The following is a 26905-nucleotide window of genomic DNA, read 5'->3' on the forward strand; positions in this document are numbered from 1 at the left end:
CCATATATATTATTTATTTTTTAATTATTGGTGGGAACCGCCTAATTGTTGTTCAGCCATTTGAACTAAACGCTTAGTGATTTCTCCTCCTACTGAACCGTTGGCACGAGAAGTTGTGTCTGCACCAAGGTTAACACCAAACTCGTTTGCAATTTCAAACTTCATTTGATCAAGAGCTTGTTGTACTCCAGCGACTACTAGTTGATTAGAGTTGTTTGGCATGTGATTTCACCTCCTTGTAAGTATAGAATGTGTAGAATCACATGCCTGTATTCAAATATTTATTAGTAATTGTTGGTATGAACACCTGTATTTCCTAATAACTTTTTATCTTCTTTTAAAATAAATCCTCAAACAATTCCTGCTTTGAGCTTTGAGGCTTAATTCGAATCTTCTCCACGTTTTCAACGGCTCTTGCAATAAGTGGCTCATAATCTGTATTACTCTCAAAATGGCGAACTTTATCACGTCTCGGCTTTGTTTTCGGGGAGGATGGAACAAATACGGTACAGCAATCCTCATATGGACGATTAGAAATATCAAATGTATCAATATCACATGCAATATCAATAATCTCTGTTTTATCCATGGTAATTAAGGGACGAATAATCGGAGTATTCGTGACATCATTAATAGCATACATGCTTTCAAGCGTTTGACTCGCTACTTGTCCGAGACTTTCTCCTGTAATAATCGCTAATCCGTCACGCTTCTTCCGAATTTCATCTGTGATTCGAAGCATCAGTCTTCTCGTTGTCGTCATCGAGTAGTTTTCTGGGATGGTTTGTTGAATCAGTTGCTGAATTTCAGTAAATGGAACAATATGGAGCGTCACTCCTCCACTAATTTGCGCTAGCTTTTCCGTTAAATCAATGACCTTTTGTTTAGATCTTTCACTTGTAAATGGTGGACTATAGAAGTGAACGGCTTCAATATTTAGTCCTCTTTTCATCGAGAGGTATCCGGCTACTGGGCTATCAATCCCTCCGGAGAGCATAAGCATCGCTTTTCCGCTGGAGCCGATCGGGAGCCCACCAGCTCCTTGTATTGTCTCACACGTCATATAAGCAGCTTCATGTCTCACTTCAATTAGGAGGTTTACATCAGGATTCTTCACATTCACCTTTAAGCCTTCAACATTTTGAAGTAAATGCGATCCGAATGTATGATTAATTTCATTCGTACGCATGAAAAAGTTTTTATCTGATCTTTTTGTTGTAATTTTAAAAGTTTGACCAGGCTTATAATTTTTTTGAAAAAGTGCTAGAGCTGTTTCTTTCATTTTTTCTAAATCTTTTTCCACTTTTACAGCTGGGCTAAACGATTGAATGCCAAATATACTTTTTAAGCGGTTAACGATTTCACTCCCGTCGTTACCATTTAATAGTATAAACATTCTCTCTCTACTTGCTTCAATCTGAATGTTTTCAAAATCTCTAAGCACTCGTTTAATATTTTTTTTCAATTTATCAATAAATAATTTACGATTTTTTCCTTTAAGTGATAATTCTCCATAACGGATTAAAATACGATCATAATTCATCTTATTTCATTACCTTTCTTAGCCTTCCAACGGCTTCGTTTACTGCAGCAATAAATTGTTCCGCCTCATTAAGGGTATTCTGATAGGATAAGCTAATCCGTATCGCACTCATTGCTTCCTCTTCAGGAATCCCCATCGCAAGCAATGTATTACTTGCCTTTTGCCTTTTTGATGAGCAGGCACTTGTCGTCGACGCAAATATGCCTTTTTCTTCGAGAGCGTGAACAAAAACTTCCGCTTTAAATCCCTGTATTGAAAAATTTAATATATGGGGAGCAGATTGGAAAGCAGGGGTATGAATTGTAACCCCTTCTATCATTTCCAATTCCCTCCTTAAAAAATCCTTTATTTTTAACATATTATTTAAGCACTCATTTTGCTTTTGAAGAGTCAGTCTAAGCGCTTTTGCCATCGCGACCATTCCGGCCACATTTTCGGTTCCGCTGCGAAGCTTCCATTCCTGTCCTCCGCCTGAAATTAGCGAAGAAATTTTTACTCCATTGCGGATATATAAAACCCCAGTCCCTTTTAAACCATGGAATTTATGTCCAGAAATCGTACATAAATCCACATGACTTGCACGAAGATCTAGAGGTACCTTTCCAATTCCTTGTACAAAATCAACATGGAAGAGAATTTTGGAATATTGTTTAAGTAGTTGTCCGATTTCTTGAATCGGCTGAATGGAGCCAATCTCATTATTGACATGCATAACAGAAACTAAAATAGTATCGTCACATATGGCTTTCTCGATCTCCGAAAGCTTAACAATACCATTTTGATCAACTGGTACATATGTGATACGAAAGCCAAGCTCCTTTAATTGCTCCATCGATTCTCGGACAGATGGATGCTCAATCTCAGTTGTAATGAGATGCCGTCCTCTGCCTTTGTGCATGAGGGCCGTCCCTTTAATGGCGATATTATTGCTCTCTGTCCCACCCGATGTAAAGTAAATTTCATTTATTTGAACATCCAAAAGCCTTGCCATTTGCTCCCTTGCTTGAGATAAAAGCTTCTCCGATTGAGCACCTAAGCCATGCAAGGACGATGGATTGCCGAAGTATTCCTCTGAAACTTTGCGAAAGGAATCCAATACTTCACTATAAGGTTTCGTTGTTGAACTATTATCAAAATAAATCATTCTATTCCCCTCCTATCTATTTCCACAGCGGGGGTGGGGGCCCCAATTCTAGTTAACCAATAATAAACTTGTAAATCATATCATATTTATCAATGATTGAAAACAAAACTTTTCAAGTAAAAAAATCTGTGTTTTATCTTTTTATTCACCATTATTTTAATATACACAAAATTGATACTTTGATAAATTTCGACAATTTTTTTATTTTTTGTGTTAGTATGTAAAAGATTTAAAAATATGTACTTCGCTTGAGCAGACATCCGATGAATTATCAAAACATTTAGATATTCAAAATAGGAGGAAGCGCAAACTATGAATAAGGAATTATCTGTAAAGCAGATGATACCCGTCGGCCTCATGTTATTTGCACTTTTTTTCGGTGCAGGAAATATGATTTTCCCACCATTTCTTGCCCAACAGGCGGGAAGCAATTTTTGGCCAGCTATCATCGGCTTCCTAGTTACAGGAGTAGGACTCCCACTACTAGGAGTAATCGCCATTTCAAAAGTTGGGGATCTAGAAACATTGGCGAGCAGAGTGCATCCAATTTTTGCAGTAGTTTTCACGGTCATTTTATATTTAGTTATCGGTCCATTATTCGCCATCCCCCGTACTGGAACAGTTTCGTATGAAATTGGTGTTGTCCCATTTTTATCAGAAACTGCCGCAAACTCCGGTGTAACATTAGCGATATTTTCGATTCTTTATTTTGCGGTTACATTATGGCTGTCATTAAACCCAACAAAATTGGTGGATCGAATCGGCAAAATCTTAACACCTGCCCTTTTAATTGTTTTAGCTATATTCGCAATAAAAAGTTTCATTACTCCATTAGGAGATTTAAAAGCTCCAAATGATGTTTATGCTAACGGACCGATTTTCAAAGGGTTTTTAGAAGGTTATTTAACAATGGATGCCATCGCAGCCCTTGTATTCGGAAGCTTTGTCGTCGCCTCCATTAAAGATTTTGGAATATCAGATAAAAAAATGGTTACAACGCTCTGCATTCGTGCGGGCATTATTGCTGCGGTAGCACTCGCGCTTGTCTACTTGGCTCTTGCATGGATTGGGGCTACAAGTACTGATGCGATCGGCATACAAGAAAATGGAGCTTCGATTCTTGCGGAAACATCAAATGCTTTATTTGGCTCATTAGGGGCTGTTATTTTAGCATTAGCTATTCTTTTTGCTTGCTTAACAACAGCAATTGGTCTTATTACATCTTGTGCACAATATTTCACAAAGCTAATGCCGCAAATTTCTTATAAAACATTCGTCGTTATTTTCTCGTTATTTAGTGCGATTATTGCAAATGTTGGACTCTCTCAGCTTATTAGCTTTTCAGTGCCTGTGTTAGTCTTTGTTTATCCATTGGCCATCGTGTTAATTTTATTAACCTTTATGAATAAGTTATTTAACGGGCGGTCATCTGTTTATATTTGCGCGATTATTCCGACGGGATTCATTGGACTGATAGATGGTTTAAATGCAGCAGGACTCAATGTTTCTGGCATCACACATTTCCTTCAAAATGTCTTGCCTCTATACGAACAAGGCATCGGATGGATTATTCCAGCTATTATCGGCAGCCTTATCGGCTTAGCAATTTCTCATGATTCGAAAAAAACAGTTACTACGGATTAAATTAGATAAGCGCAAGCGCCTTGCAAAGGAACATCGACTAAAAACCGCCACGTCCTGTGGCGAACGTCGATGTCAGCACATCCTGTGCTAGTCCGACAAGTATAAACGAGCCGTCCAAGTGGTTGCTTTTTAACCTTTTGGACGGATTGGCTTATGACCTCGAGGTCGGCAAAACGCGACGTCTGTACGTCGGGGCTAGGCGCTCCTCCTAAAAGCTAGCACTTTTACTCGTGCGATGATTATGCTGCCGAAGTGTTCCTTATGGAGCTAGACATTTGAAAAGAGGTGCACCATAATGGCACACCTCTTCTTCATTCTTCACTTATTAGCTCTTCAATTTTCTTCATTGCGCTAGGATCAATTTCTTCAATCGCAGATGCCGCATGCTCTAGAGCTTCTTTGTAATCAAATCCTCTAAATGAAGCTTCAGCATCTTGTAATCCTTTCGCTACAGAAGGGTATCTGCTTCGATAGCGATTTCCATATTGAATGACTTTTTCAACCAGCATAACCGTTTCAATCAAATCATTAGTTGAATTAACTGTCTTTTCTACTGTTAAAACTGCCACTTCCAAATATTGCTGGATTGTTTGAATATTTAGCGGCTTTTCTTCGAGCTTTATAATTACATTTTCAATACTCTCTTTCGCATCTTCCATTAAATATTTATAATCTTGAGGAAGTCCAGGTAAATTGCTTTTCGATACAAGCCTAGTTGTTTCCGCCAGTTTTTTTCTTAAATCATTAAGACTTTCATGTGCAGCCATTTCATCTTTTCTTAATGCTTGAAGCTTTTCAGCAAACTTCACATGCTCGTCCTCAATATCATCTAATTGAGTCTTTATTTCATCCAGCTCTGTTTTTAGAATTGAATGGGCAGTCGTTTCGGTCGCGATTTGATGTTCAACAATTTCATATCTTTTATAAAGCTGACTTAACTTTTTCTCTAGTTCTGCCTGGATCATGATATCCTTTTCCGATATATGATAGCTTTGACGGACAATTTCAATTTCAGCCTTTAATTGCTTATTAATTTCTTTATTAGTAAAAAGCATACTTCTAGTTGCTTCATCCAGCCGGCCAATATAGTGCCTCGAATGAACCTCAGCTTCCAGCACTTCATATAGAAAATCAATGCTTCCTTTAATCTCGTCGATGAGTTTTTGAACATCTGTCATATCAGCCATCTCTACAAGGTTTAAGTTAGCAGTTACCTCACTTTCAAGTCTATCCACCTCTTGATCAAATTCGATATGATCAAGAATATATCCTTGTTCCTGCATTTCTTTAAAGCCGTCTTTTAAGTCCTTTAATTGAGATGGGATTTTCGATTGACATTCAACAAGTAAAGATGGAATTAATTCCATTTTCCATTTGATTTCTTCTAGCTGAGCATTAATCGTCATGACAATTTCTCTCGCTTCAAGATAATTGCCTTTTTCTGTTTTTTCGTCGAAATCGGCAAATTTCAGGAATGTCTCATCTAACTGCTGCTCAAGCAAGTCCGCCGCTTTTCCGAATGTGTGATTATGGGCAAGCAAAGTTTTTTTGCTCTCACGATATAGATCTTTTAATTCTTCGATTTCTGTTCTATTTTTCTCTTCGCTTCCAACAAGCTCATTCAATTCATTTAATAATTTTTTTATATTATCTTCGATCTCGTTTAAATATTTCTCAATCGATTGCTGTACTTTTTTTGCTTTTTTAAAGCGATATTTATCAATATATTCCTCTGCATCAAATAAAAACTCTTCTACATTTGGGAGCTGAGCCGTAACGATATCGTCCCATTCCGATCTCCAGCGTTCAAATAATTCTTCCGTTTGTCCTGTCATATTTAGCTGCTTAACTTTTGACATTTCATCAAGAACAGGGCGATTGACAATATCCATCTTCCATGTTTCGAGCCGATCAATTTCCTTATAATGTTTTTTCTTCAATATGTATCCTGTTAAAAATAAAATGAATACAATGACGATGCCGCCAATAATAAATTCCATTTCACCAAGAGCCCCCTGTTCTATTTCCGAGCCAATATCCTTATATGTAAACTTATAATTAATGTTCAGTTCAATGTTTTTATGATACCATGTATACGACATTTTTTGACTATTTATTTCAATTTTTTATCTAATTTATTGTAAAAAACTTAAGTTGTATCTATAATTGAACACTAAGCTACTTATTTTTACAAATATTTCGCTTTTTCTTGAATTTTACCGAAAGAGGGTGCATATCCAGATGGAAAAAGATGGGCATATTCATACTACCTTTTGCCCCCATGGAACAAAGGATACACTAGAAGGATATGTTGAAAGAGCTATTTCTTTAGGCTTTCAAGAAATCTCCTTTACGGAGCACGCTCCTTTGCCTAAAGGATTTACGGATGCAGCCCCTACGAAGGATAGTTCAATGAAACTGGAAGAGCTTGAACTTTATTTTGAAGAAGTAGCAAGGGTGAAATCGATTTATCTTGGACAGATCCGAATTAATACGGGACTTGAAGTAGATTTTATCGAAGGATTCGAGCATGAGACGACAAGCTTTCTTAATACGTATGGCAAATTTTTAGATGACGCTATTTTATCGGTTCATTTTTTAAGGTATGGCAGTGACTACGACTGTTTAGATTACAGCCCTGAAGTATTTAATCAAATGATTAAAAAATACGGGTCCAGCGAAAAAATTTATGAATGCTATTTTAAAACATTGTTATTATCTATTCATAGTGACTTAGGACCGTTTAAGCCGAAACGGATCGGCCATATGACCTTAGTGAAAAAGTTCCAAAAAAAATTCCCCATTGAAAGGGATTTTACTGATCTTATACAGGAGGTTCTTGATGCAATCCGCAATAAGGGCTATGAGCTTGATTACAATGGTGCAGGAGTTTCTAAGCCGTTGTGCAGGGAGCCTTATCCTCCTGATTGGGTTGTTATGGAAGCAATAAAAAGGGGCATCCCCCTAGTATATGGATCTGATTCCCATCAAATTAAGGATTTAGGCCAAGGCTTAGACTTGATGCGATTCATGAAGGAAGTCTAATTGGGTTTCCTTCCTACTTTACAGCAAGGTAAATTCGCTCGTATAACGGATTACACACGACCCCATCGATCCAATGGAAAATCTCCCCGGCATATTTCTCAGCAAAATATTTTTCATTTGGCAATATATGCAGCACTTCAGTCATATATTGAGTGTTCAAAAAAGGCATGCTTAAAAATCCTTTTAACTGAAGAATTGAATAATCAGCTGTAAGTTTTTTGAACTCTCTCGTCTTGATTCCTTTTTCAAATACTTTACTCAAATAAAATCTTTCCTTCATCAAATAAGTGGACATTATTTCACGAACCATTTGAGAGTCGATAGAAATTTCTCTTAAGATAAGCCTTGTTAAATACATATTTTCAACCTGATAATACATGATATTTTCTGTTATTCTTTTTAAACAGCTTGCTGCCCCTTTATCAAGTAAAGAAAATCCGTCCTCAATACATTTAACATATCCTTCAAAAAAAATAGTAAAACAGTGTTCAAGCAAGCCGTGCTTGTTATCGAAATAATAGGAAATAGTGGCCGGATTAACCTTTGCCTTTTTCGCTATATCGCGGATGGACGTACCATTAAATCCATTAACATTAAATAATGTAATCGCAGCATTAACAATTGCCCTTTTGCTATCTCTGCTCATAAACCCACCTCCTGCATTTTTTCGAAAAATTGTCAAATAGCGCAGATTTCTTGTTATCTATAAACATTCTTGGTAAAATCACCATATCCTTTATAAAAATCCCGACAAAGTACGGCCTATTTCTTCTAATTTTGAGCTTTATCCAATTATGTTGACAGAAAGAAGGGTGTTTTTAAGTGTTTAACGTCGAATCTTATCGCGGAACTCGCGAAGAAAGTTATGCTTTAGTGAAAAAACAGTTAGCTGCATTGCTGGAGGGAGAAACAAATCGAATTGCCAATTTAAGCAATGCTTCTGCCTTGTTGAATCAATTTTTAGACCGAATTAATTGGGTTGGATTTTATTTACTTGAAGATGATGAGCTCGTATTAGGTCCATTCCAAGGACTTCCTGCCTGTGTTCGAATTCCGATTGGCAAAGGGGTTTGTGGAACTTCGGCCAAACAAATGGAAACGCTCCGTGTTGAAGATGTTCATCAATTCCCTGGACATATTGCTTGTGATGCCGCCTCTCAATCAGAGATTGTTATCCCACTTATCAAAAACGGCAGCCTTTTAGGCGTATTAGATATTGATTCTCCTGAAAAAAATCGCTTTGATGAGCTCGATCAAAAAGAACTTGAGAACTTTACACAATTATTGGTTTCTTATTTGTAATCAGAAAAGCGCAAGCGCCTTCGGAACAATCAAAGGACTATTGTTCCTGCGATGACTAATCACAGAAGCTTTCCTTTGTGGTCACCCCCGACAAGCACAAGCCAAGCCTGAAAGGTGAGCTCCACCTTTCAGGCTTGGCTTGTGACCTCGAGGTCGACAAAAACGCGACGTTCTGTCGCATTGCCGACACTAGTACTTCCTGTACGGCGGGGGTAGGCGCTGGAGCTAGACATTTCTCAAACTCGAGAATGATCTCATCGCGTTTTTCCGAATTACACTTTTTCTAAAGCCTGTTCAATGTCATCTCGCAAGTCTTCCCACGATTCAAGACCGACTGATAGCCTTAACAATGCATCATCAATTCCCATTTTTTCTCTTGATTCCTTCGGTACAACTGCATGGGTCATTGTTGCAGGATGCTGGATCAATGTCTCCGCATCTCCTAAGCTTACTGCAATCTTGATCAACTTCAATTCATTCATAAAGGTTTGAGCAGTTTCCTTATCTCCCTTCAATGAAAAAGAAATCATTCCGCCAGGTTTTTTCATTTGCTTTTCGGCTATGGCAAAATCAGAATGGTGGGTATGTCCTGGATAATAAACTTCCCTCACTTTAAGGTGGCTTAATAAATAGTCTGCTAGTTTTTCAGCATTGTCGCAATGACGATCCATTCGAACGGCTAGTGATTTTAAGCCACGCAGCAGGAGCCATGCATCGAAAGGGGAAATAATTCCGCCAACATCTTTCTGTGTGGTCATTGCAATCTTCTTCATAAATTCCTTATTTCCAATGACAACACCAGCGATTACATCACCATGGCCGCCAATATATTTTGTGGCACTGTGGACGACTACATCACAGCCTAAACTAATTGGATTTTGTAAATAAGGTGAGCAAAATGTATTATCGACAACTACCGGTATTCCTCTTTCTTTCGCAACTTCCGCTACCATTTGTAAGTCAACAAGCTTCATAGTTGGGTTTATCGGTGTTTCGACATAAATGTAAACAGTTTCAGGTTTAATAGCTTCGAGGAGCTGAGCTTTCGTCTCCATACTGGAGAAATCGTGGCTAATCCCATATTTCTCTTTCATCATTTGCAGCAAGCCAAATGTACATCCATACACGCCTTGAGAGCATAAAATATGATCCCCCGTTTTCGTTAGTGCAATCAAAGTGGCAGATACAGCAGCCATTCCTGAACTAAAGCACAGAGCAGCTTCACCATATTCTAAAGCGGCCATTCTCTCTTCAAGAATATTAACGGTCGGATTTCCAAGCCTTGAATAAATATAGCCTTCTTCTTCGTTGGTAAATCGGCGCTCTCCTTGCTGAGCTGTCTCAAAAGTAAATGTAGAGGTTTGAAAAATGGGCGGTATAAGACTGCCGCAGTATTGTTCAGCATCATACCCTTCATGAATTAGCTTCGTTTCAAAGTTAACAAACTTCTTTCTTTCCATTGCCCTCCTCCTCATTCAGTAAATGTTTTTATTACTTTTTATAATAACTGCCTACTATTAGGATATGAATACAATAGTGATTTGAACGTTTTTTCAAAGAAAAAGACCTGCCCTCAAAAATATAGAGCTAGGTCTTATCTATTACAATATCGCTTTCTTGAACGATGACTTTATTTTTGCCTGTTTGTTTCGCTACATATAAAGCTTTATCAGCTCGTTTAAATAATGCAGCATATGTATCTTTCTTCCCTCTGTTCCAATGTGAAACACCGCATGAAATCGTAACTCGCGGATTGGAATATTCCCGAACTTTTTCCAAAAGCCGTTCTGCTATATTGACCCCGGCCATTAAGGATACACCCGGCAAATAAATAGCCAGTTCTTCCCCGCCCCATCTCGCACCAATATCTGTTCCTCTAATATTATCATTTATTAAGCCAGCCACTTGAATAATGACATCGTCTCCAACTTGGTGGCCAAATGTATCATTAATGGACTTAAAATTATCAATATCAACTAAAATAAACGTGCCTTCGTGATCTTCATTCATTGATAGGTGGATCTTCTCGTCTAAATAATTCCGCGAATAAAGTTTCGTTAAATGATCGGTGACAACCATTTTTTCTAATTCTTCTCTGAGCATTGAGTTTGTTATCGCAAGGGTGGAGTGATGGATTAACGATTGAAGGAGCTTAAAGGTTTCAAAAGAGAAATGATAAGGCGCTTCACTCATGACAAGGACAAAACCTTTTAAAACTCCTGATTGGGTCATAGGAATTGCCATAATCGATTTATACTGTTTAACATTCGTATCCGCTATTAATTGAAAATCACCAATAAAAAGTGATTCCTGCTCTTTTTCTATTTTTTCTTTTGTAAATTGAATATATGCTTCAGCCGCATTCTTATGAAAGAATTCTGTACTTCCCTTCAAAACATCGATTTGCTGATTATCTTTTACATATAAAATAAACCCAACTTCTTCGGCTTCAAATGAATGTGAAATCTGCTCTGTCATATAGGCCATCGTTTCTGCTAATCTTAAATTCGAGTTCAACCGATGAGAAGTTTCATTGATTAATTTTAAATCTGTAATAAGACGCTTTGATTGCTGGTAGAGCTGAGCATTTTCCAAAGCACTTCCAGCTGTGTTCGCTAATAAAGTAATAAACTCCACTTCATTATTTGGGAAAACTAAAGTATTCGGCGCAATCACTTGCAGAACTCCGTACACTCCCTGTTTTCCTTTTAAAGGTGCATATAATACAGATCTCTTCTTCTGAACTGAATCTTCCAATTGAACAGTACCGGTTACATATGCCTGCAATGCTGCAATATTTTCACTGTCATACTCTAAATCTTTTATCGGCAAGTCTTCGAGTCTATTATTATCATGTGAAAGAAGAAGATAATAAGTAAATGTTGGATACACTTCCTGTAATGTGTGGATAATTTCACCGAGAACGTCATCCATGTTCATCGAAGAATGAAATTTTTCGGTTACGCGAAATAGCTGTTTATATCTCTTTTCCTCTGAATCCGTTTTAGCTAAAATGCGGATATTATTTAAAAATTTTGCTATTTGTTGACAAATAGCTTCAAGAATGGAATGTGAAAACGGATCGGCCTCTTCTTCCCGTCCTTTTATAGCCAAAATTCCAAGAAGAGAGTCATTATTCATTAGAATCATCGTCAAATCATATGCTTCAAACCCAGGTAATTTAAACAGAAGGGAATTTGATTGTATAGCCTCAACTTCAAGCGCGTCTATCGAAATTTGGGGACAGTTAGTTTGTTCCAATTTTTCACTTGTAGAGGCTTCTATTAATAATTGATTTTTACAATTATTTAAGCTAAAAAGGGTAGCTTCCTCCGCATTGATTAAGGATTTAATGGCATTGAGCATATTTTTTAATAAATCATCTGACACAAAAAAGCCATTTTCAATATCAATGATATCCAAAAGGTCACTTTTCAATTTTATTATCATTTCATGCTCATTTCTTACCATTTTCTTATCACCTATTTCCATTCCATTTCCTTTAATAGGTTGTTCAAAAAGTCCGGGAAAAATTCCTCGAAAAAGAAGTGCACTTTTTCTTCGTGCAATGTTTATTCGAGAAGATAATTCAAAAAGCTGTCGAATTTCTGCGTCAGCTTGCTTCTCCGCTCCTCACGTATTAATTGCATACGTTCCGGTGCTCGAAGGCCGCGCTTCCTTGAACTTCTCGGCTCTTTTTGTCCTCCTTTTTGAACACACACTTTAATAATCCATTATTTCATGTCGTACAGAGACTACCTTAGCTTTATTTATTATGACGCTACATTGCTGCAATATGAATATCTGTTTCTGTAATAACCAACCATGATAGACAATCATTCGATAAGGAATAAACACCTATTGTTGAAGCAGATTTTTCATTGATTGTAAATGACTGTCTATTATCAATCGTAACCATTGATTGATCTTCATCATATACAAAAGAAGCTTCATATGGACTCTTATGAATCTTAAATTGAATGTTTCTTTTTTCCTTTTTCATTTTTATCAGGTGCTAATTTATAAGGAGCATTGATTAATTTAACCGTGCGTATCGCTTTAAATCTATAGTCATTATTACTTTCTATTTTATATACGCCTAATATTTGTTCGTTGTTTTTATATGTATAAAGTGCAACAATTGGATCATCCGTTCGATATATACCAGGCTCTAAAACTAAAGCGGCTGGAGGATGATTGTCACTTTCAATTGATTTACGATCAAATCGAGAACTGAACGCAAAAATCGTCACTAGAATAAAAAATCCGATTAACATAAATCGGGCCCGCTTTTCTTTCATCGATTCATTCATGAAAATCACTCTTATGTTAAAATCCTAATTATATTATAGCATAACTAAAAACAGGGGTTAGAGAAAAATAAACGCATTTCTATTAAAGTTGACTGAAATACTCCTTGACCTTTATATACATAAATTATATAATATTCTTTGTGTAAAATATTGCAGCCTATGTGTACTCTTTCATGTTTTCATTTTGTTCCTGAATCAGCTTAATTTTGCTGATTAGAGGGGTATTGGGTAACCCTTAGCTGCTAGGGCGAAGGTACATGAAAACAAAATGGACATAATTGTTGAGCACATCTGTTTTTATTTTACCAAAATAAAAACATTAAAGGAGGAGTCTTCAATGGCTCGTTATACTGGTCCAAGCTGGAAATTATCTCGTCGTCTTGGAATCTCTCTAAGCGGTACAGGTAAAGAATTAGAAAAGCGTCCTTACGCTCCTGGACAACATGGTCCAAACCAACGCAAAAAATTATCTGAGTACGGTTTACAATTACAAGAGAAGCAAAAGCTTCGTCATATGTACGGCGTAACTGAGCGTCAATTCCGTAACTTATACGATAAAGCTGGTAAAATGACTGGTAAACACGGTGAAAACTTCATGGTTCTTTTAGAATCACGTCTTGATAACGTTGTTTATCGTTTAGGCTTAGCGCGCACTCGCCGTCAAGCTCGCCAACTTGTTAACCATGGTCACTTCTTAGTTGATGGCAAACGTGTTGATATTCCATCATACCGCGTTGCACCTGGTCAAACAATTAGCATTCGCGAAAAATCTCGCAACCTTGATATCATCAAAGAAGCAATCGAAGTTAACAACTTCGTTCCTGATTTCGTAACTTTCGATGCTGACAAATTAGAAGGAACTTTCACTCGCTTACCAGAGCGTTCTGAACTTCCAGCTGAAATTAACGAATCTCTAATCGTTGAGTTCTACTCTCGTTAATTAATTTGCTTACCAAATAGCAATCAAAAAAGCCCTAGAAGCGTTGATATAACGCAGTTTCTAGGGCTTTTTTATTTTCAAGATTTTCCCCTCTATGTAAAGATGGCAAAATTATTCTTAATTAGATTAATTATTGTCATTATTCTCCATTCCATCATATTATACAGTCAAGACCGTAAGCTAACCTCCTATTTATTAGTGAGGTCCAGCTTTGAGCGAGTCGATTATATTATAGTGCGGAGGTGTTCTAAGATGGGCAAGGTGACAGGTTTATGGCTTGGGTGGCTAGGAGTCATTGCAGCAGTAGTTGGATTTTTCTTCGCTCCATATTGGTTAGGCGCTATCGCAGTAGTCTTAGGTTTAATTGTATTAGCTAGTCCACAAAAAGCATTAGCATGGAGTTCATTAGTACTTGGCGCAATAGCAATCCTGATACCCTTACTTTCGTAGATTTAGGAGCATTTATTAAGGATTTGAGAAAAGACCATAAATAATTATAGAAAAGCCCTAGAAATGTACAATCATTTCTAGGGCCTTTTTCAAATTGAAAAACTAATTAGTATTTAATTAAGTAATACTTCTTCTTCCCGCGGCGAATAATCGTAAATTCATTTTCAATCCGGTCCTTTTCTGATAGAACATAGTCTGTACTTGTTACTCTTTCCCCATTGATCGAAACGGCACCATTACTAACATCTTCTCTTGCTTGGCGCTTAGATGGCGAAATTTTTGCAACAACTAATAAATCTACAAGACTAATTTCTTCACCAGTCGTATGCTCATACGAAGGAACATCCTTAAATCCTTGCTTAATTTCTGCTCCAGTTAGATTGCTTACTTCCCCGCTAAACAGTGCCTCTGAGATTTTAATCGCTTGATTTAGGGCAGCTTCCCCATGGATTAAACGAGTCATTTCCTCTGCTAGAGCTTTCTGTGCCTTACGAAGATGTGCCTCTTCTTGAACAGATTGTTCTAGAGCTTCGATCTCCTCTTTAGAAAGGAATGTAAAGTATTTCAAGTATTTTACAACATCTGCATCTGCAGTATTAATCCAAAATTGGTAGAACTCATATGGAGAAGTTTTTTCTGGATCTAACCAAACAGCCCCGCCTTCTGTTTTACCAAATTTTGTTCCGTCTGCCTTTGTAACGAGAGGAATGGTTAAACCGTATGCCTTGGCGCCTTCTCCTGTCATTTTCCGAATCAATTCAAGTCCAGTTGTAATATTGCCCCATTGATCACTACCGCCAATTTGCAGCTTACAATTGTGATTTTCATATAAATGTTTGAAATCCATTCCTTGTAAAATTGTGTAAGTAAACTCAGTAAAAGATATACCTGTTTCTAAACGACTCGCAATCGTATCCTTTGCCAGCATGTAATTAATTCCCACATACTTACCATAATCTCTCAGGAAGGTAATAATATTCATTGGCGCAGTCCAATCATAGTTATTTACCATGATCGCCCTATTTTCCCCTTCAAAATCAAAAATCGTCTTTAATTGTTTTGATAGACGATCAACATTGTGTTGAACTGCTTCAATTGTTTGCAGAGTTCTTTCTTCTGTCATTTTGGGGTCGCCAATCAAACCAGTTGCGCCACCGACAAGGACAATTGGACGATGCCCGTGATTTTGGAATCTTCTTAATGTCAAGAACGGAAGCAAATGCCCGATATGCATGCTGTCCCCTGTTGGATCCATTCCGCAATATAAAGAGATTTTCTCTTTATTTAACGTATCCTTTAATCCTTCTTCATCTGTTTGCTGGTAAATAATCCCTCTCCACTGTAAATCCTCAAGTAAATTCATTTCCTTTTCCTCCTTTTAAAATAAAATAAAAAGCGCCCCTGCTAAACTGCAGGGACGCATTATTTTTTTGCGCGGTACCACCCAAATTGAGGACAAATAGCCCTCCACTCATTTCTAATAACGGATTATCCGTTCACTGCTATAACTGTAATCTCAGGTTGACAGTGAATGCTCAAGGAGGTAATTCATTCTTCTACATGTACTAGCTCACAGCAACCGCCAGCTTTCTGAAACAGAGATAGAAGCACTACTTATTCCCATCAAAGCATGTAAACAAATATTAATATAATTGAATTTTTATCATACAAAATAACAAATGTCAAATTCTAAATTAAAAGAACGACTCATTTAAGTGCACTTTGTTGATTGAAGCGGAAGGCGCGAGATCCTCAAAATGCATACGCATTTTTTCGTGCGGTGTTAATTCACGGAAGATTATTCAAAGTCCTGCGGGAAAAGCGAGTCAAGGGAGACCCCGCAGGAGCGATAGCTACGAGGAGGCTCCCCGACCGCCCGCGGAAAGCGAGCGCCTGCAGCGGAAATCAACGCTTTTATTTAACAAGCCAAAAGAAAAGAGGGAAATTTAGAAAAATGGCGAACCTTGTCATATAGGATTGTCTGTTTATGCTATAATGTATGTGATTTTAGGGGGAATGATGCGAATGAAAGACAATCAAAATATGAAGAATAAATGGAAGTCGCGTTTAAGCATATTCACTAATAAAAAAGCAGCAAAGGGCGCTAGCATTTCATTTCAAGTCATGTGGAATTTAATATTATTATTTATTATTATTCTTGTCATAGCCGGTTCCTTTGCCGGAGGTGTTGGTGCAGGCTACTTTGCCTCACTAGTAAAAGATGAAAAAATTCTTCCATATGAAAAAATGAAAAAAGATATTTATAACTACGAAGAAACGTCCGATTTATATTTTTCCGATAATGTTTATCTTGGAAAGCTTCGAACAGACTTAGACCGTGAAGAAGTAAAATTAGAAAATGTTTCTCAATTTTTGATTGATGCAGTCGTTGCAACAGAAGACGAATATTTTTATGAACATGACGGAGTCGTACCGAAAGCAATCATGCGTGCAATCTTTCAAGAAGTGACCAATTCCTCTGTCCAATCAGGCGGAAGTACACTAACACAACAATTAATTAAAAACCAGCTCTTAACAAATGAGGTTTCTTTTGAACGAAAAGCAAAAGAAATATTACTCGCTCTCCGCTTAGAGAAATTTTTTGATAAAAAAGAGATTTTAGAAGCCTATTTAAACGTTTCTACTTTTGGCAGAAACTCTTCTGGGAGAAATATCGCTGGAGTGCAGGCTGCTGCAAAAGGAATATTTGGTGTAAATGCAAAAGATTTAAATATTCCGCAAGCTGCTTTTATAGCTGGCCTTCCTCAAAGCCCATTCGGCTATACGCCGTTCACACAAGCTGGGGAATTAAAGAAACCTGAAGGCATTGAACCAGGCCTTACTCGGATGAAAACGGTCTTAAAAAGAATGTATGATGACGGAAAGCTTAATGAGAAGCAATATAAAGATGCAATAGCCTACGATATTACGAAGGACTTTATCTCGCGTGTTGAAAGTACAGTTGAAAAATACCCTTACTTAACATTCGAAATCGAGGATCGAGCAAAAAGAATTATGGCAGGCATTCTAGCGAAGCAAGACGGATATGATGAAGAAGATTTAAAAAATGATAAAGAACTAAAAAATGAATATGAAATTCTTGCTGACCGTAATTTACGCCAAAATGGTTACCAAATTCACACAACCATTCATAAAGGCATATATGATGCAATGCAGCATGTAAAAGATAATTTCGCTTACTATGGGAGCGATAAGATAGAAGTGGAGAAAGACCTTGAAACAGGTGAGGAGAAAGAAATTGTCGAGCCAGTTCAAGTTGGTGCTATTCTTATCGATAACAGCACCGGGAAAATCCTCTCCTTTGTAGGGGGAAGAGACTATCATCAAAAGCAAGTAAATCATGCGACGAATACTACAAGGTCGAATGGTTCTACAATGAAACCATTGCTCGTATACGCACCTGCCATGGAATTAGGTGCTGTCTCGCCTGGAACAGTTATTCCAGATGTGGAGGTTTACCTTGACCCCCATCGACCAAACGTGCCTTACCCTAGAAACTATGATAAAACGTATAGTGGTTTAGTTTCTGCAAGGTATGCTCTAACAATGTCTTATAATGTCCCTGCCATGCTGACATATCGAACAATTATTGATCAACGTCCAGCGCAATATTTAGAGAAAATGGGCTTTTCCTCTTTGGTTGAAAAAGATTATGCAACCAATGCCATAGCACTTGGCGGAATGACAAATGGAGTGACTGTAGAGGAAAATGTGAATGCCTTTGGTACTTTTGCAAATGGCGGTCAGTTTATCGATGCTTATATGATTGAGAAGATCATTGATAAACGGGGGAATGTTATTTATCAGCATGAAGTCGAGCCTGTCGATGTATTTAGCCCGCAAACGGCTTACTTAACAATCGATATGATGAGAGATGTCATTAGCAAAGGAACAGCAAATTCATTAAAAAGCCGCTTGAAATTCCATTCCGACTGGGCTGGAAAAACAGGAACCGGTCAAGATTTAAAGGACTCTTGGTTTGTTGCAATCAATCCAAAAGTCAGCTTCGGTGTCTGGAACGGTTACGACACTCCAAAACCGTTAGAGGTGAGATATAAAGGACTTTATCATAACGCCCGAAACATTTATTTATGGGCGGATTTAATAAACGCTGCATATGATACGGCTCCTGAACTCGTCTCAACGAAACAATCATTCAAAATGCCTGGCGGGATTGTTCGCAGATCGTATTGTGCTGCATCCGGCCTCCTGCCAACTGATGCTTGTTCTAAAGCCGGTCTCGTTACAACAGATTTATATAATGCGAAGTTTTTGCCAACACGGGCAGATGATAGCTTTTCTAGCGGAAAATATGTCATTATTGGGGATAAACGCTATTTAGCCTTAGATAGCACACCAGCGGAATTTACCCATTCAGGTGTCGTCATTAGTCCAAAGCTTTTTGAAGAGAGATATCGCATTCCGATTAAAAATGTGTCACAACTCATACCGAATAAAGATAAATGGGGAGGGCTCTTTATAACGGATTCTAAATTGGTTGACAACGGAAAAGCCCCTGGGGCACCATCTATTAGTCATTCAAATTCAAAAATTGTTTGGAATACTCATCCCGAAAATGATGTCGTTGGCTATCGGGTTTATCAAAAGTTAGGTAATACTGTTAAAAAGGTTGGCAGTATTCCAGCTGGAAATTCATTAGTTTTCAACACTCAAAATGGTGAGTATTATATTACAGCGGTTGATATCGCAGGGAAGGAATCTTCTCCATCCAACAGTGTCCAAATTGGGCAGCCTGCTGAATCAACAACTGATAAGGATAAAGATTCTTCCAAACCGCCTAAAGGCGAGAAACCGAAGGATCCCCCTGGAGATGATAGCAGCTCAAAACCAGGAACAGGGTCAAATCCTGGAGATGGGGATGGTGAAGGAGGCGGTGACAATCCGGCACCCCCTTCAAATGAAAATTAGTTAAGCCCCAAAATAAAGAACCGTGCTATGAAATTGCGCACGGTTCTTTTTGTATCTAAATATTAATCTTCCATCGTTGATAGATCACCAGTAGGCAGATTAAGCTCCCATGCCTTTAAGACACGGCGCATAATTTTTCCACTTCTTGTTTTTGGAAGTTTATCACGGAACTCAATCTCTCTAGGCGCCGCATGAGCCGCTAGACCTTTCTTCACAAATTGACGAATATCTTCAATAAGCTCATCTGATTGTTCATATCCATCAATTAAAGCGATAAAGGCTTTAATAATTTCACCACGGACTGGATCTGGCTTTCCGATGACTCCAGCTTCAGCTACGGCAGGATGCTCTAACAGCTTACTTTCTACTTCAAATGGCCCAACTCTTTCACCAGAAGTCATAATGACGTCATCTACACGTCCTTGAAACCATAGGTAGCCATCTTCATCCATATAAGCGGAATCACCTGATACATACCAATCACCAGGCATGAAATAAGAATCGAATTTTTCCTTATTATTCCAAATTGTATGCATCATCGCTGGCCAGCCTTTTTTAATGGCTAAGTTGCCCATACAATTTGGAGGCAACTCATTTCCTTGATCATCTACAATCGCTGCAATAACGCCAGGTACGGGCTTACCCATTGATCCAGGCTTAATTTCCATACATGGGTAGTTACAAATTAATAATGCCCCTGTTTCAGTCATCCACCATGTATCATGGATACGCTTATTGAATACTTTCATTCCCCATTTAATTACTTCAGGGTTCAATGGCTCCCCAACACTTACAATATGACGAAGAGTACTTAAATCGAATTTCTTAACTACTTCATCTCCTGCCCCCATTAGCATACGGAATGCAGTAGGAGCACTGTACCAAATCGTCACGCCATATTCTTCAATCATCTTATACCATGATTCTGGGTTAAATCTTCCTCCAACAATTAAATTGGATGTTCCTGTTAACCATGGACCAAACATCCCGTAGGAAGTTCCTGTAATCCAGCCTGGGTCAGCCGTACACCATAACACATCTTCTTCTTGCATGTCTAGAACCCATTTAGCTGTATGATACTGCTGGATCATCGCGTTATGCACGTGCAAGACACCTTTAGGCTTCCCAGTCGATCCAGAGGTATAATGCAGAATTAGCCCATCTGTCCGTTCTACCCATTCAATCTCAAGCTTATTGCTCGCCTCTGCCATTCTCTTTTTAAAATCTATATATGGCCCTTCCTCGTCAATTCCCTCTCCAACGAGGAAAATATGCTTCAAAGCAGGCAGCTCATTTACAGGTACTCGGTCCAATAATTCCGGAGTAGTGACAAGTACAGTAGCTTCACTGTCCTCTAGACGATCACGAACAGCGCCCTCCATAAATGCTTCAAAGAGTGGGCCAACAATGGCTCCAAGCTTAATTGCACCTAATGCTGCAAAGTAAAGCTCTGGAGAACGAGGCATAAAGATGAATACGCGATCCCCTTTTTCCACGTCTCCATAAGTTTTTAGTACATTCCCCGCTTTATTTGATAGCTCCTTCATTTCCTTAAATGTATATTTTTCATCCCTTACGCCTTCACGGAAAAATAAAGCGATTTTATTTTTCCTAAATGATTCAGCATGGCGGTCAATCGCTTCATAGGCCATATTCACGCGGCCAGTTTCATGCCAGGAGAATACTTTTTCACCCTCCGCCCAATCAAATTGCTTGTACGTTTCCTCATAGTTTTTTAAATTGTAATCTCCTTGTGTTGCTGATAATGCTTCTACTTTCATATATCAATATCCTCCTTAAATAATCCATACACAGCAAACTCTGAATCTCTATGAATAACTCGCAAATCATTTGAGAATTATAGGCTGTGATAGTTTGGTATTATTATAGTACAAGTTTAATCTTATCTCAATTTTTAAAATATTCTATTGGGTTTGTTTTTATAATTCCATGCGAATTTAGGAATTTGATTTCCAGCAAAACTAAATTGTTCACAAAGTGTTTTCTAATAATGCAGAAAATAAAGGTAAATTACTTAAAACAAGCACCTTTTATGTATAATAGAATTAATCATGAATGTCAATAGGCGGTGAGACAAGTGGAACATCGAAAAACATATAATGCTAAGGAAATAAAAACCTCTAAAGGGAGTTTAATTATTGAGGGACCCATTCCTCCTCAAAAACTAGCAGATTTAGAGTTTCATAAGGACCTAGTGGCTTTTCGTCCACCTGAACAGCAGAAAAAGGCGCTAATTGAAATCGCCGGCTTGCCTGAAGGGAGGATTAATATTGCCCGATATCGGGATACCATCGTCGGATATGTTACATATGTTTATCCCGACCCTCTTGAAAGATGGTCAGAAGGAAAGATGAAGAACTTAATTGAGCTTGGTGCCATTGAGGTTATTCCAGAGTTCAGAGGAACAGGTACAGGCAAAAGCCTTCTAAAGGTGTCCATGATGGATGATGCGATGGAAGATTATATCATTATTACGACAGAGTATTATTGGCATTGGGATTTAAAAGGGACAGGATTAAATGTATGGGAATATCGAAAGGTCATGGAGAAAATGATGAATGCAGGCGGCTTAGAATGGTATGCAACGGATGACCCAGAAATTAGCTCTCATCCAGCAAATTGTCTAATGGCCAAAATAGGAAAAAGGGTCGATCTTGATTCTATCCAAAAATTCGACCGCCTCCGGTTTATGAATCGTTTCATGTATTAGTTAAGGGGGTAATAAAAAATGATTGTTGAAGAAATCATGAGGATCGATGTATTTGCGTTGTCAAAAGACGACACGATTGAAAAAGCAATTAAGTTGATGAGTGAGAAAAAAATTCGTCATCTCCCAATTATAGATGAAAATAGGTATTTAGTAGGCTTAGTGACAGATAGAGATATTCGTGATGCTACACCTTCTATTCTATTTGAAACCGAAAAGTTTAAAGAAGGTTTACAAAACCCTATAAAAAAGATCATGAAAACGGACATTATTACAGGACATCCGCTGGATTTGGTCGAAGAAGTGTCAGCGATTATTTATGAGCATCGGATAGGCTGCCTGCCAATATTAAAAGACAATAAGCTCGTTGGTATTGTGACAGCGACAGACCTTCTCCGCACATTAGTCGAATTGACAGGTGCCCACCAGCCAGGTTCACAAATTGAAGTAAAAGTGCCCAATAGATCCGGTATGCTTAGCGAGGTCACTAAAGTAATCAGCAACAGAAAAGCAAATATTCAAAGTGTACTAGTTTATCCCGATAAAAGTGATGAAAAATATAAAATACTTGTCATAAGAGTACAGACGATGAATCCATTTTCGATTATTGATGATTTAAAAACTGCGGGTCATCAAGTTCTTTGGCCGAATCATCCGGGGAAATCTTTATGAGCCAAGATTCCGTTTTTGTCTTTTCGGAAGACTTGCTGAGCTATAAATTCAGCGAGAATCATCCTTTTAAACAGTTAAGAATTAAACTAACACTCGATTTGCTGAAAAATATGAATGCCATTGAGGACCATCACCTCATTCCTCCCCGTATGGCAACAGATGATGAGCTCCAGCTTATTCATGATCCGAATTATATTCATGCTGTAAAACTCGCAGGAAGCGGTCAGCTTTCTCCTGAAGTCGCAGAAAACTACGGGCTTGGTACTGAAGATACACCGATATTTCTGAATATGCATGAAGCAAGCTCATTAATAGTAGGCGGAACGTTAACTGCTGTTGATTATGTGATGAGTGGACGTGCAAAGCATGCCCTCCATCTTGGCGGCGGCCTGCATCACGGATTCCGGGGGAAAGCTTCTGGTTTCTGTATATATAACGACAGTTCAGTTGCGATTAAATATATTCAAGAGAAGTATAAAGCTAGGGTTCTATATGTTGATACGGATGCCCATCATGGAGATGGAGTACAATGGTCTTTTTATGATGATCCTGACGTTTGTACACTTTCTATTCATGAAACGGGACGATACTTATTCCCTGGAACAGGAAATGTCAGTGAGCGGGGACAAGGAACAGGATATGGATATTCGTTCAATATCCCGGTTGATGCCTTTACAGAAGATGAATCCTGGCTTGATGTATACCGAACATCTTTACGAGAAGTGGCTGAATTTTTCAAACCTGACGTGATTCTCACACAAAACGGTGCAGACTCCCATTATTTAGACCCGCTTACTCATCTATCTTCAACAATGAGGATTTATCGCGAAATCCCTAAGCTGGCCCATGAAATCGCCCATCAATTTTGTGATGGCAAATGGATTGCAGTTGGGGGCGGAGGCTATGATATATGGCGAGTCGTGCCACGTGCATGGGCATTGATTTGGTTGGAAATGATGGAGAATCACAATCATACGGGAGCCCTTCCATCCGAATGGATTCGTAATTGGAAGACTACCTCCCCTGTTCCTCTCCCATTAAATTGGGACGATCCCGGGAATTTGTACAAGCCTATACCAAGAAAACAAGAAATTATAGAAAAAAATAAACAGACATTAGAAAAAGCATTATACCCAATAAGAAGTCAGAACAAAACGCAAAGCGAATAAGGAAAACTCGCCGATTGGCGAGCCTTGGAAAGGCGAAGACAGAGGCGTAGTTGCACTTATCGCACTCATGGAAGCTACGTCCCGTGATATTCGCCCTACTAGGACATCCAGTCCGTCATACTTAATTCCTAAAATCGACAACTACGTCGAACCAACTTCTTCGTTGCCAATTAATACTTTCTTAACGTGTAAACTAAAAGGACCTCATTAATGAGGTCCTTTTAGTTTAGATCATCTTTACTATATTTCGGGTCAGAAATAACAATCTCCACACGACGGTTCTTTTGTCTGTTTTCAGGTGTATCTCTCTTTGGCGCTTTCGCTTTTCTATATTATCGGCTCTTTCCTTATTTGGTTGAGCTTCTTTCTTCAATCCTGTGTGGGAGAACGATGATATGATCAGCTACTTCTTCCTTATTCATATATTTCGTTAAAAGCCTCATGGCGACTGCTCCAATATCATAGAGCGGCTGCACGATGGTTGTTAGCTGCGGGCGAACCATCAATGATAATTTCGTATTATCCGAACTGATCACTTCAAAATCTTCCGGAACATGATAGCCTTTATCTTCGGCACCATGAACAATTCCTAGTGCCATCTCATCTGAGGCAGAAAATATTGCAGTAGGCTTTGTTTCTGCATCAAGAAGTTTTTCAAATGCTTCTATTCCTGAATCATACGTATAATCACCTTCTGCAACTAAATCCTCATTAAAGGCTAGACCTTTTTCAGCAAGTGCGCGTTTGTAACCTTCAAGTTTTTTTTCATTAATTGGATCATGGGCAGGCCCTAAAACAATGGCGATCTCCTTATGCCCTTTTTCACAAAAGCCCATAATAGCATCATAAGTCGCTTGCTCATAGTTAATATTGACTGATGGAATTTTTTCTGATTTTTCAATGGATCCAGCCAATACAATTGGCACTGGGGATTTCTCAAACTCTTCGACAAGCTCTTCTGTAATGTTTCCGCCCATAAAGACGATCCCATCTACCTGCTTCCCAAGCATCGTATTAATTAAATGAAGTTCCTTTTCTAAATTTTGATCGGAATTGCTTAAAATAATATTATATTTGTACATTGTTGCAATATCTTCAATGCCTCTTGCTAACTCAGCGAAAAAGATATTCGAAATATCAGGGATAATCACCCCAACTGTAGTTGTTTTTTTACTCGCAAGTCCGCGGGCAACCGCATTAGGGCGATAGCCTAGTCGATCAATTACTTCTGATACTTTTTTTCTCGTTGCAGGCTTAACGTTCGGATTGCCGTTTACTACGCGAGAGACGGTGGCCATGGAAACATTGGCCTCTCTAGCCACATCATATATTGTTACATTCATCTATCCCACTCCTTCATCATTCACGAAGTTCCTTTATTAATATTAGTTTATAACAAGCCATAGCAACCTAATCATCATGTTAATTGTGATTGGCTACACAAACATTATTATGTAATTAATCATACGATAGACATTGGAATGCCGCAATGTCAAGCTACTACTTTTTACATAAAAAAGAAGCCCTCCAACAAAATGCAGAAGGCTCCTTGAATGTTTATCGCGATTAACTTGCTATAAGCCCCCCACTTTAAGTTCAAAGTGGGGGCCTAACAGCCAGCAAAGGCTCGATTGGTGAGATACAGTGAAACTTGCCGATGTGCCTTCCATCGGCTTAGTTGAACCAATCGGGTTCGTACTGTCTCTTTATCGAGGCGTTAGCCTTGATATTAGAGACAGTAGAACGGGACTAACAATCAGTGGGAATAAATGCATCCTACAGCCTTGACGTTCTATCGCAAAGTCTGCACTTGCAATTCCTTTGCTTTGAAAATCCCACTGATTGAAGTTTTACTCTATACTCGAACAAAGGCAGAAGACTGTAGATTTTTCATAAACTCATCAAACTGTTTTAAGTCCATTTGTTGGGCATTATCTGATAAGGCTACTGCCGGGTCTGGATGAACTTCCGCCATAACGCCGTCCGCACCGATGGCTAATGCTGCTTTTGCAGCCGGAAGCAATAAATCACGTCTGCCCGTTGAATGTGTCACATCGACGAGTACAGGTAAATGTGTTTCTTGCTTTAAAATTGGTACTGCAGAAATGTCGAGCGTATTTCGGGTAGCACGCTCATACGTACGAATTCCGCGTTCACAGAGAATGATCTGTCCATTGCCCTGCGCCATAATGTATTCTGCCGCATTAATAAATTCTTCAATTGTTGCCGAAATTCCACGCTTTAGTAATACCGGTTTATTGACGGCTCCAGCAGCTTTTAACAATTCGAAATTCTGCATGTTTCTAGCACCGATTTGGATAACATCAATATACTCTACAGCTGTTTCAATGTCTGTAGGGCTAACAATTTCACTAATAACAGCTAAATCGAATTCATCTGCCACACGCTTTAAAATTTTCAGACCTTCAAGACCAAGTCCTTGGAAATCATACGGAGATGTTCTTGGTTTATACGCTCCACCTCGAAGTAACTTAAGGCCTTTTTCTTTAACAGCTTTAGCAACAGTTGCTACTTGTTCATACGATTCTACTGCACAAGGTCCGAAAACTAAATGCGGATTGCCATCCCCAATTTTTTCTCCCTTTAAGTTAACAATCGTATTTTCTGGTTTTTTCTTCCGTGAAACTAATAGCGCTTTACGATGATCGTCCTCTTGCAGCTCTAATCCAGCCTTAAAAATCTCCTTGAACACATGCTCAATGGTTGAATTTTCAAAAGGGCCGTCGTTATGCTCTTTAATTAAGTTAAGCATATGGCGCTCACGGACAGGATCATAACGGTAAACACCTTGTGTTTCCTTTGCCTTTCCAATTTCCTGAACTAATTTAGCTCTTTCGTTAATTAATGAAAGCAGTTGTAAGTTTAGCTCATCAACGCGGTCTCTCAACTGATTAAGTTCATTACTCATTACCTGTCCCTTCCCTTCATGTTTTATTTAGAGTTCGATTATTCGAATGATTAGACATAGTGAATAGACTCTCTAC

At 38.4% G+C, this 26905-nt stretch carries 22 protein-coding genes and 1 other annotated feature; of the genes, 9 read left to right on the forward strand and 13 right to left on the reverse strand.

What is annotated here, in order from left to right; genetic code table 11:
- Positions 1-24: 24 nt before the first annotated feature.
- The 3 genes from F7731_RS04640 to F7731_RS04650 form a co-directional block, all read right to left on the reverse strand.
- Positions 25-222, reverse strand: coding sequence for an alpha/beta-type small acid-soluble spore protein (locus F7731_RS04640; RefSeq protein WP_151533585.1), 198 nt, complete (start codon positions 220-222; stop codon positions 25-27).
- Between the two features lie 115 nt (positions 223-337).
- The gene (thiI, locus tag F7731_RS04645; protein WP_151533586.1) at positions 338-1543 is read right to left on the reverse strand and encodes a tRNA uracil 4-sulfurtransferase ThiI; all 1206 of its coding nucleotides are present in this window, start codon (positions 1541-1543) and stop codon (positions 338-340) included.
- Position 1544: 1 nt separating this feature from the next.
- Positions 1545-2687: a cysteine desulfurase family protein gene (locus F7731_RS04650; protein ID WP_151533587.1), complete on the reverse strand. Its 1143-nt coding sequence runs from the start codon at positions 2685-2687 to the stop codon at positions 1545-1547.
- Positions 2688-2999: 312 nt separating this feature from the next.
- Here F7731_RS04650 and brnQ point away from each other — a divergent pair, with 312 nt between their 5' ends.
- Positions 3000-4331: a branched-chain amino acid transport system II carrier protein gene (brnQ, locus tag F7731_RS04655; protein WP_151533588.1), complete on the forward strand. Its 1332-nt coding sequence runs from the start codon at positions 3000-3002 to the stop codon at positions 4329-4331.
- 311 nt (positions 4332-4642) lie between these two features.
- On the opposite strand, the gene ezrA is transcribed toward brnQ, so the two are convergent.
- Positions 4643-6331: a septation ring formation regulator EzrA gene (gene ezrA, locus F7731_RS04660; RefSeq protein ID WP_151533589.1), complete on the reverse strand. Its 1689-nt coding sequence runs from the start codon at positions 6329-6331 to the stop codon at positions 4643-4645.
- Between the two features lie 241 nt (positions 6332-6572).
- Here ezrA and hisJ point away from each other — a divergent pair, with 241 nt between their 5' ends.
- Positions 6573-7376, forward strand: coding sequence for a histidinol-phosphatase HisJ (gene hisJ, locus F7731_RS04665; protein ID WP_151533590.1), 804 nt, complete (start codon positions 6573-6575; stop codon positions 7374-7376).
- A 13-nt stretch (positions 7377-7389) separates the two neighbouring features.
- Here the strand turns inward: hisJ and refZ are convergent, their stop codons facing one another.
- A complete protein-coding gene (gene refZ / locus F7731_RS04670) occupies positions 7390-8022 on the reverse strand; it encodes a forespore capture DNA-binding protein RefZ (protein WP_151533591.1) in 633 nt (210 codons plus the stop codon).
- A 176-nt stretch (positions 8023-8198) separates the two neighbouring features.
- Between refZ and F7731_RS04675 the strand changes: the two genes are divergently transcribed.
- Positions 8199-8678 carry a GAF domain-containing protein gene (locus tag F7731_RS04675; RefSeq protein WP_151533592.1) on the forward strand — a complete coding sequence of 160 codons (480 nt, stop codon included), beginning with the start codon at positions 8199-8201 and terminating at the stop codon, positions 8676-8678.
- 272 nt (positions 8679-8950) lie between these two features.
- Here the strand turns inward: F7731_RS04675 and megL are convergent, their stop codons facing one another.
- The 4 genes from megL to F7731_RS04695 all read right to left on the reverse strand — a co-directional run bounded on the left by megL (position 8951) and on the right by F7731_RS04695 (position 12991).
- Complete coding sequence (gene megL / locus F7731_RS04680) at positions 8951-10138, reverse strand: methionine gamma-lyase (RefSeq protein WP_151533593.1); 1188 nt, start codon at positions 10136-10138, stop codon at positions 8951-8953.
- 127 nt (positions 10139-10265) lie between these two features.
- Positions 10266-12149 carry a sensor domain-containing diguanylate cyclase gene (locus tag F7731_RS04685; RefSeq protein WP_151533594.1) on the reverse strand — a complete coding sequence of 628 codons (1884 nt, stop codon included), beginning with the start codon at positions 12147-12149 and terminating at the stop codon, positions 10266-10268.
- Positions 12150-12459: 310 nt separating this feature from the next.
- Positions 12460-12681: a hypothetical protein gene (locus F7731_RS04690; RefSeq protein ID WP_151533595.1), complete on the reverse strand. Its 222-nt coding sequence runs from the start codon at positions 12679-12681 to the stop codon at positions 12460-12462.
- On the reverse strand, positions 12650-12991 hold the full coding sequence (locus tag F7731_RS04695) for a hypothetical protein (RefSeq protein WP_151533596.1): 342 nt from the start codon (positions 12989-12991) through the stop codon (positions 12650-12652). The genes F7731_RS04690 and F7731_RS04695 overlap by 32 nt, the downstream gene beginning before the upstream one ends.
- A gap of 337 nt (positions 12992-13328) precedes the next feature.
- Here F7731_RS04695 and rpsD point away from each other — a divergent pair, with 337 nt between their 5' ends.
- Positions 13329-13931: a 30S ribosomal protein S4 gene (gene rpsD / locus F7731_RS04700; RefSeq protein ID WP_151533597.1), complete on the forward strand. Its 603-nt coding sequence runs from the start codon at positions 13329-13331 to the stop codon at positions 13929-13931.
- A 252-nt stretch (positions 13932-14183) separates the two neighbouring features.
- Positions 14184-14381, forward strand: a complete 198-nt coding sequence (locus F7731_RS04705) for a C4-dicarboxylate ABC transporter (RefSeq protein WP_151533598.1) — start codon at positions 14184-14186, stop codon at positions 14379-14381.
- Positions 14382-14487: 106 nt separating this feature from the next.
- Here the strand turns inward: F7731_RS04705 and tyrS are convergent, their stop codons facing one another.
- On the reverse strand, positions 14488-15744 hold the full coding sequence (gene tyrS, locus F7731_RS04710) for a tyrosine--tRNA ligase (protein WP_151533599.1): 1257 nt from the start codon (positions 15742-15744) through the stop codon (positions 14488-14490).
- 47 nt (positions 15745-15791) lie between these two features.
- Positions 15792-16017: a binding site (T-box leader), on the reverse strand.
- A gap of 389 nt (positions 16018-16406) precedes the next feature.
- Here tyrS and F7731_RS04715 point away from each other — a divergent pair.
- A complete protein-coding gene (locus tag F7731_RS04715; RefSeq protein WP_246197127.1) occupies positions 16407-19331 on the forward strand; it encodes a transglycosylase domain-containing protein in 2925 nt (974 codons plus the stop codon).
- 62 nt (positions 19332-19393) lie between these two features.
- On the opposite strand, the gene acsA is transcribed toward F7731_RS04715, so the two are convergent.
- Positions 19394-21112, reverse strand: coding sequence for an acetate--CoA ligase (gene acsA / locus F7731_RS04720; RefSeq protein WP_151533601.1), 1719 nt, complete (start codon positions 21110-21112; stop codon positions 19394-19396).
- A gap of 317 nt (positions 21113-21429) precedes the next feature.
- Here acsA and F7731_RS04725 point away from each other — a divergent pair, with 317 nt between their 5' ends.
- From F7731_RS04725 to F7731_RS04735, 3 genes are read left to right on the forward strand one after another with little or no spacing between them, the layout of a single operon-like run.
- Complete coding sequence (locus F7731_RS04725; RefSeq protein WP_151533602.1) at positions 21430-22062, forward strand: GNAT family N-acetyltransferase; 633 nt, start codon at positions 21430-21432, stop codon at positions 22060-22062.
- Between the two features lie 18 nt (positions 22063-22080).
- On the forward strand, positions 22081-22731 hold the full coding sequence (locus tag F7731_RS04730) for an acetoin utilization AcuB family protein (RefSeq protein WP_151533603.1): 651 nt from the start codon (positions 22081-22083) through the stop codon (positions 22729-22731).
- Positions 22728-23900, forward strand: coding sequence for an acetoin utilization protein AcuC (locus tag F7731_RS04735; protein WP_151533604.1), 1173 nt, complete (start codon positions 22728-22730; stop codon positions 23898-23900). Before F7731_RS04730 ends, F7731_RS04735 begins: the two co-directional genes overlap by 4 nt.
- Positions 23901-24247: 347 nt before the next feature.
- Here the strand turns inward: F7731_RS04735 and ccpA are convergent, their stop codons facing one another.
- Together ccpA and F7731_RS04745 are read right to left on the reverse strand one after the other, a co-directional pair.
- The gene (ccpA, locus tag F7731_RS04740; protein ID WP_151533605.1) at positions 24248-25243 is read right to left on the reverse strand and encodes a catabolite control protein A; all 996 of its coding nucleotides are present in this window, start codon (positions 25241-25243) and stop codon (positions 24248-24250) included.
- A 512-nt stretch (positions 25244-25755) separates the two neighbouring features.
- Positions 25756-26829, reverse strand: coding sequence for a bifunctional 3-deoxy-7-phosphoheptulonate synthase/chorismate mutase (locus tag F7731_RS04745; protein ID WP_151533606.1), 1074 nt, complete (start codon positions 26827-26829; stop codon positions 25756-25758).
- Between the last annotated feature and the right edge of the window lie 76 nt (positions 26830-26905).

Origin of the sequence: Cytobacillus depressus (genome assembly GCF_008923245.1) — a bacterium.
GTDB lineage: Bacteria > Bacillota > Bacilli > Bacillales > Cytobacillaceae > Cytobacillus > Cytobacillus depressus.

Bases quoted from the DNA above. Each gene is read 5' to 3' on its own strand.
- F7731_RS04690 (WP_151533595.1), bottom strand. From the start codon at position 12,681: ATGAAAAAGGAAAAAAGAAACATTCAATTTAAGATTCATAAGAGTCCA.
- F7731_RS04705 (WP_151533598.1), top strand. From the start codon at position 14,184: ATGGGCAAGGTGACAGGTTTATGGCTTGGGTGGCTAGGAGTCATTGCA.
- F7731_RS04640 (WP_151533585.1), bottom strand. From the start codon at position 222: ATGCCAAACAACTCTAATCAACTAGTAGTCGCTGGAGTACAACAAGCT.
- thiI (WP_151533586.1), bottom strand. From the start codon at position 1,543: ATGAATTATGATCGTATTTTAATCCGTTATGGAGAATTATCACTTAAA.
- refZ (WP_151533591.1), bottom strand. From the start codon at position 8,022: ATGAGCAGAGATAGCAAAAGGGCAATTGTTAATGCTGCGATTACATTA.
- brnQ (WP_151533588.1), top strand. From the start codon at position 3,000: ATGAATAAGGAATTATCTGTAAAGCAGATGATACCCGTCGGCCTCATG.
- F7731_RS04730 (WP_151533603.1), top strand. From the start codon at position 22,081: ATGATTGTTGAAGAAATCATGAGGATCGATGTATTTGCGTTGTCAAAA.
- F7731_RS04650 (WP_151533587.1), bottom strand. From the start codon at position 2,687: ATGATTTATTTTGATAATAGTTCAACAACGAAACCTTATAGTGAAGTA.
- F7731_RS04745 (WP_151533606.1), bottom strand. From the start codon at position 26,829: ATGAGTAATGAACTTAATCAGTTGAGAGACCGCGTTGATGAGCTAAAC.
- F7731_RS04695 (WP_151533596.1), bottom strand. From the start codon at position 12,991: ATGAATGAATCGATGAAAGAAAAGCGGGCCCGATTTATGTTAATCGGA.
- ezrA (WP_151533589.1), bottom strand. From the start codon at position 6,331: ATGGAATTTATTATTGGCGGCATCGTCATTGTATTCATTTTATTTTTA.
- F7731_RS04685 (WP_151533594.1), bottom strand. From the start codon at position 12,149: ATGGTAAGAAATGAGCATGAAATGATAATAAAATTGAAAAGTGACCTT.
- acsA (WP_151533601.1), bottom strand. From the start codon at position 21,112: ATGAAAGTAGAAGCATTATCAGCAACACAAGGAGATTACAATTTAAAA.
- megL (WP_151533593.1), bottom strand. From the start codon at position 10,138: ATGGAAAGAAAGAAGTTTGTTAACTTTGAAACGAAGCTAATTCATGAA.
- tyrS (WP_151533599.1), bottom strand. From the start codon at position 15,744: ATGAATTTACTTGAGGATTTACAGTGGAGAGGGATTATTTACCAGCAA.
- F7731_RS04715 (WP_246197127.1), top strand. From the start codon at position 16,407: ATGAAAGACAATCAAAATATGAAGAATAAATGGAAGTCGCGTTTAAGC.
- hisJ (WP_151533590.1), top strand. From the start codon at position 6,573: ATGGAAAAAGATGGGCATATTCATACTACCTTTTGCCCCCATGGAACA.
- F7731_RS04735 (WP_151533604.1), top strand. From the start codon at position 22,728: ATGAGCCAAGATTCCGTTTTTGTCTTTTCGGAAGACTTGCTGAGCTAT.
- ccpA (WP_151533605.1), bottom strand. From the start codon at position 25,243: ATGAATGTAACAATATATGATGTGGCTAGAGAGGCCAATGTTTCCATG.
- rpsD (WP_151533597.1), top strand. From the start codon at position 13,329: ATGGCTCGTTATACTGGTCCAAGCTGGAAATTATCTCGTCGTCTTGGA.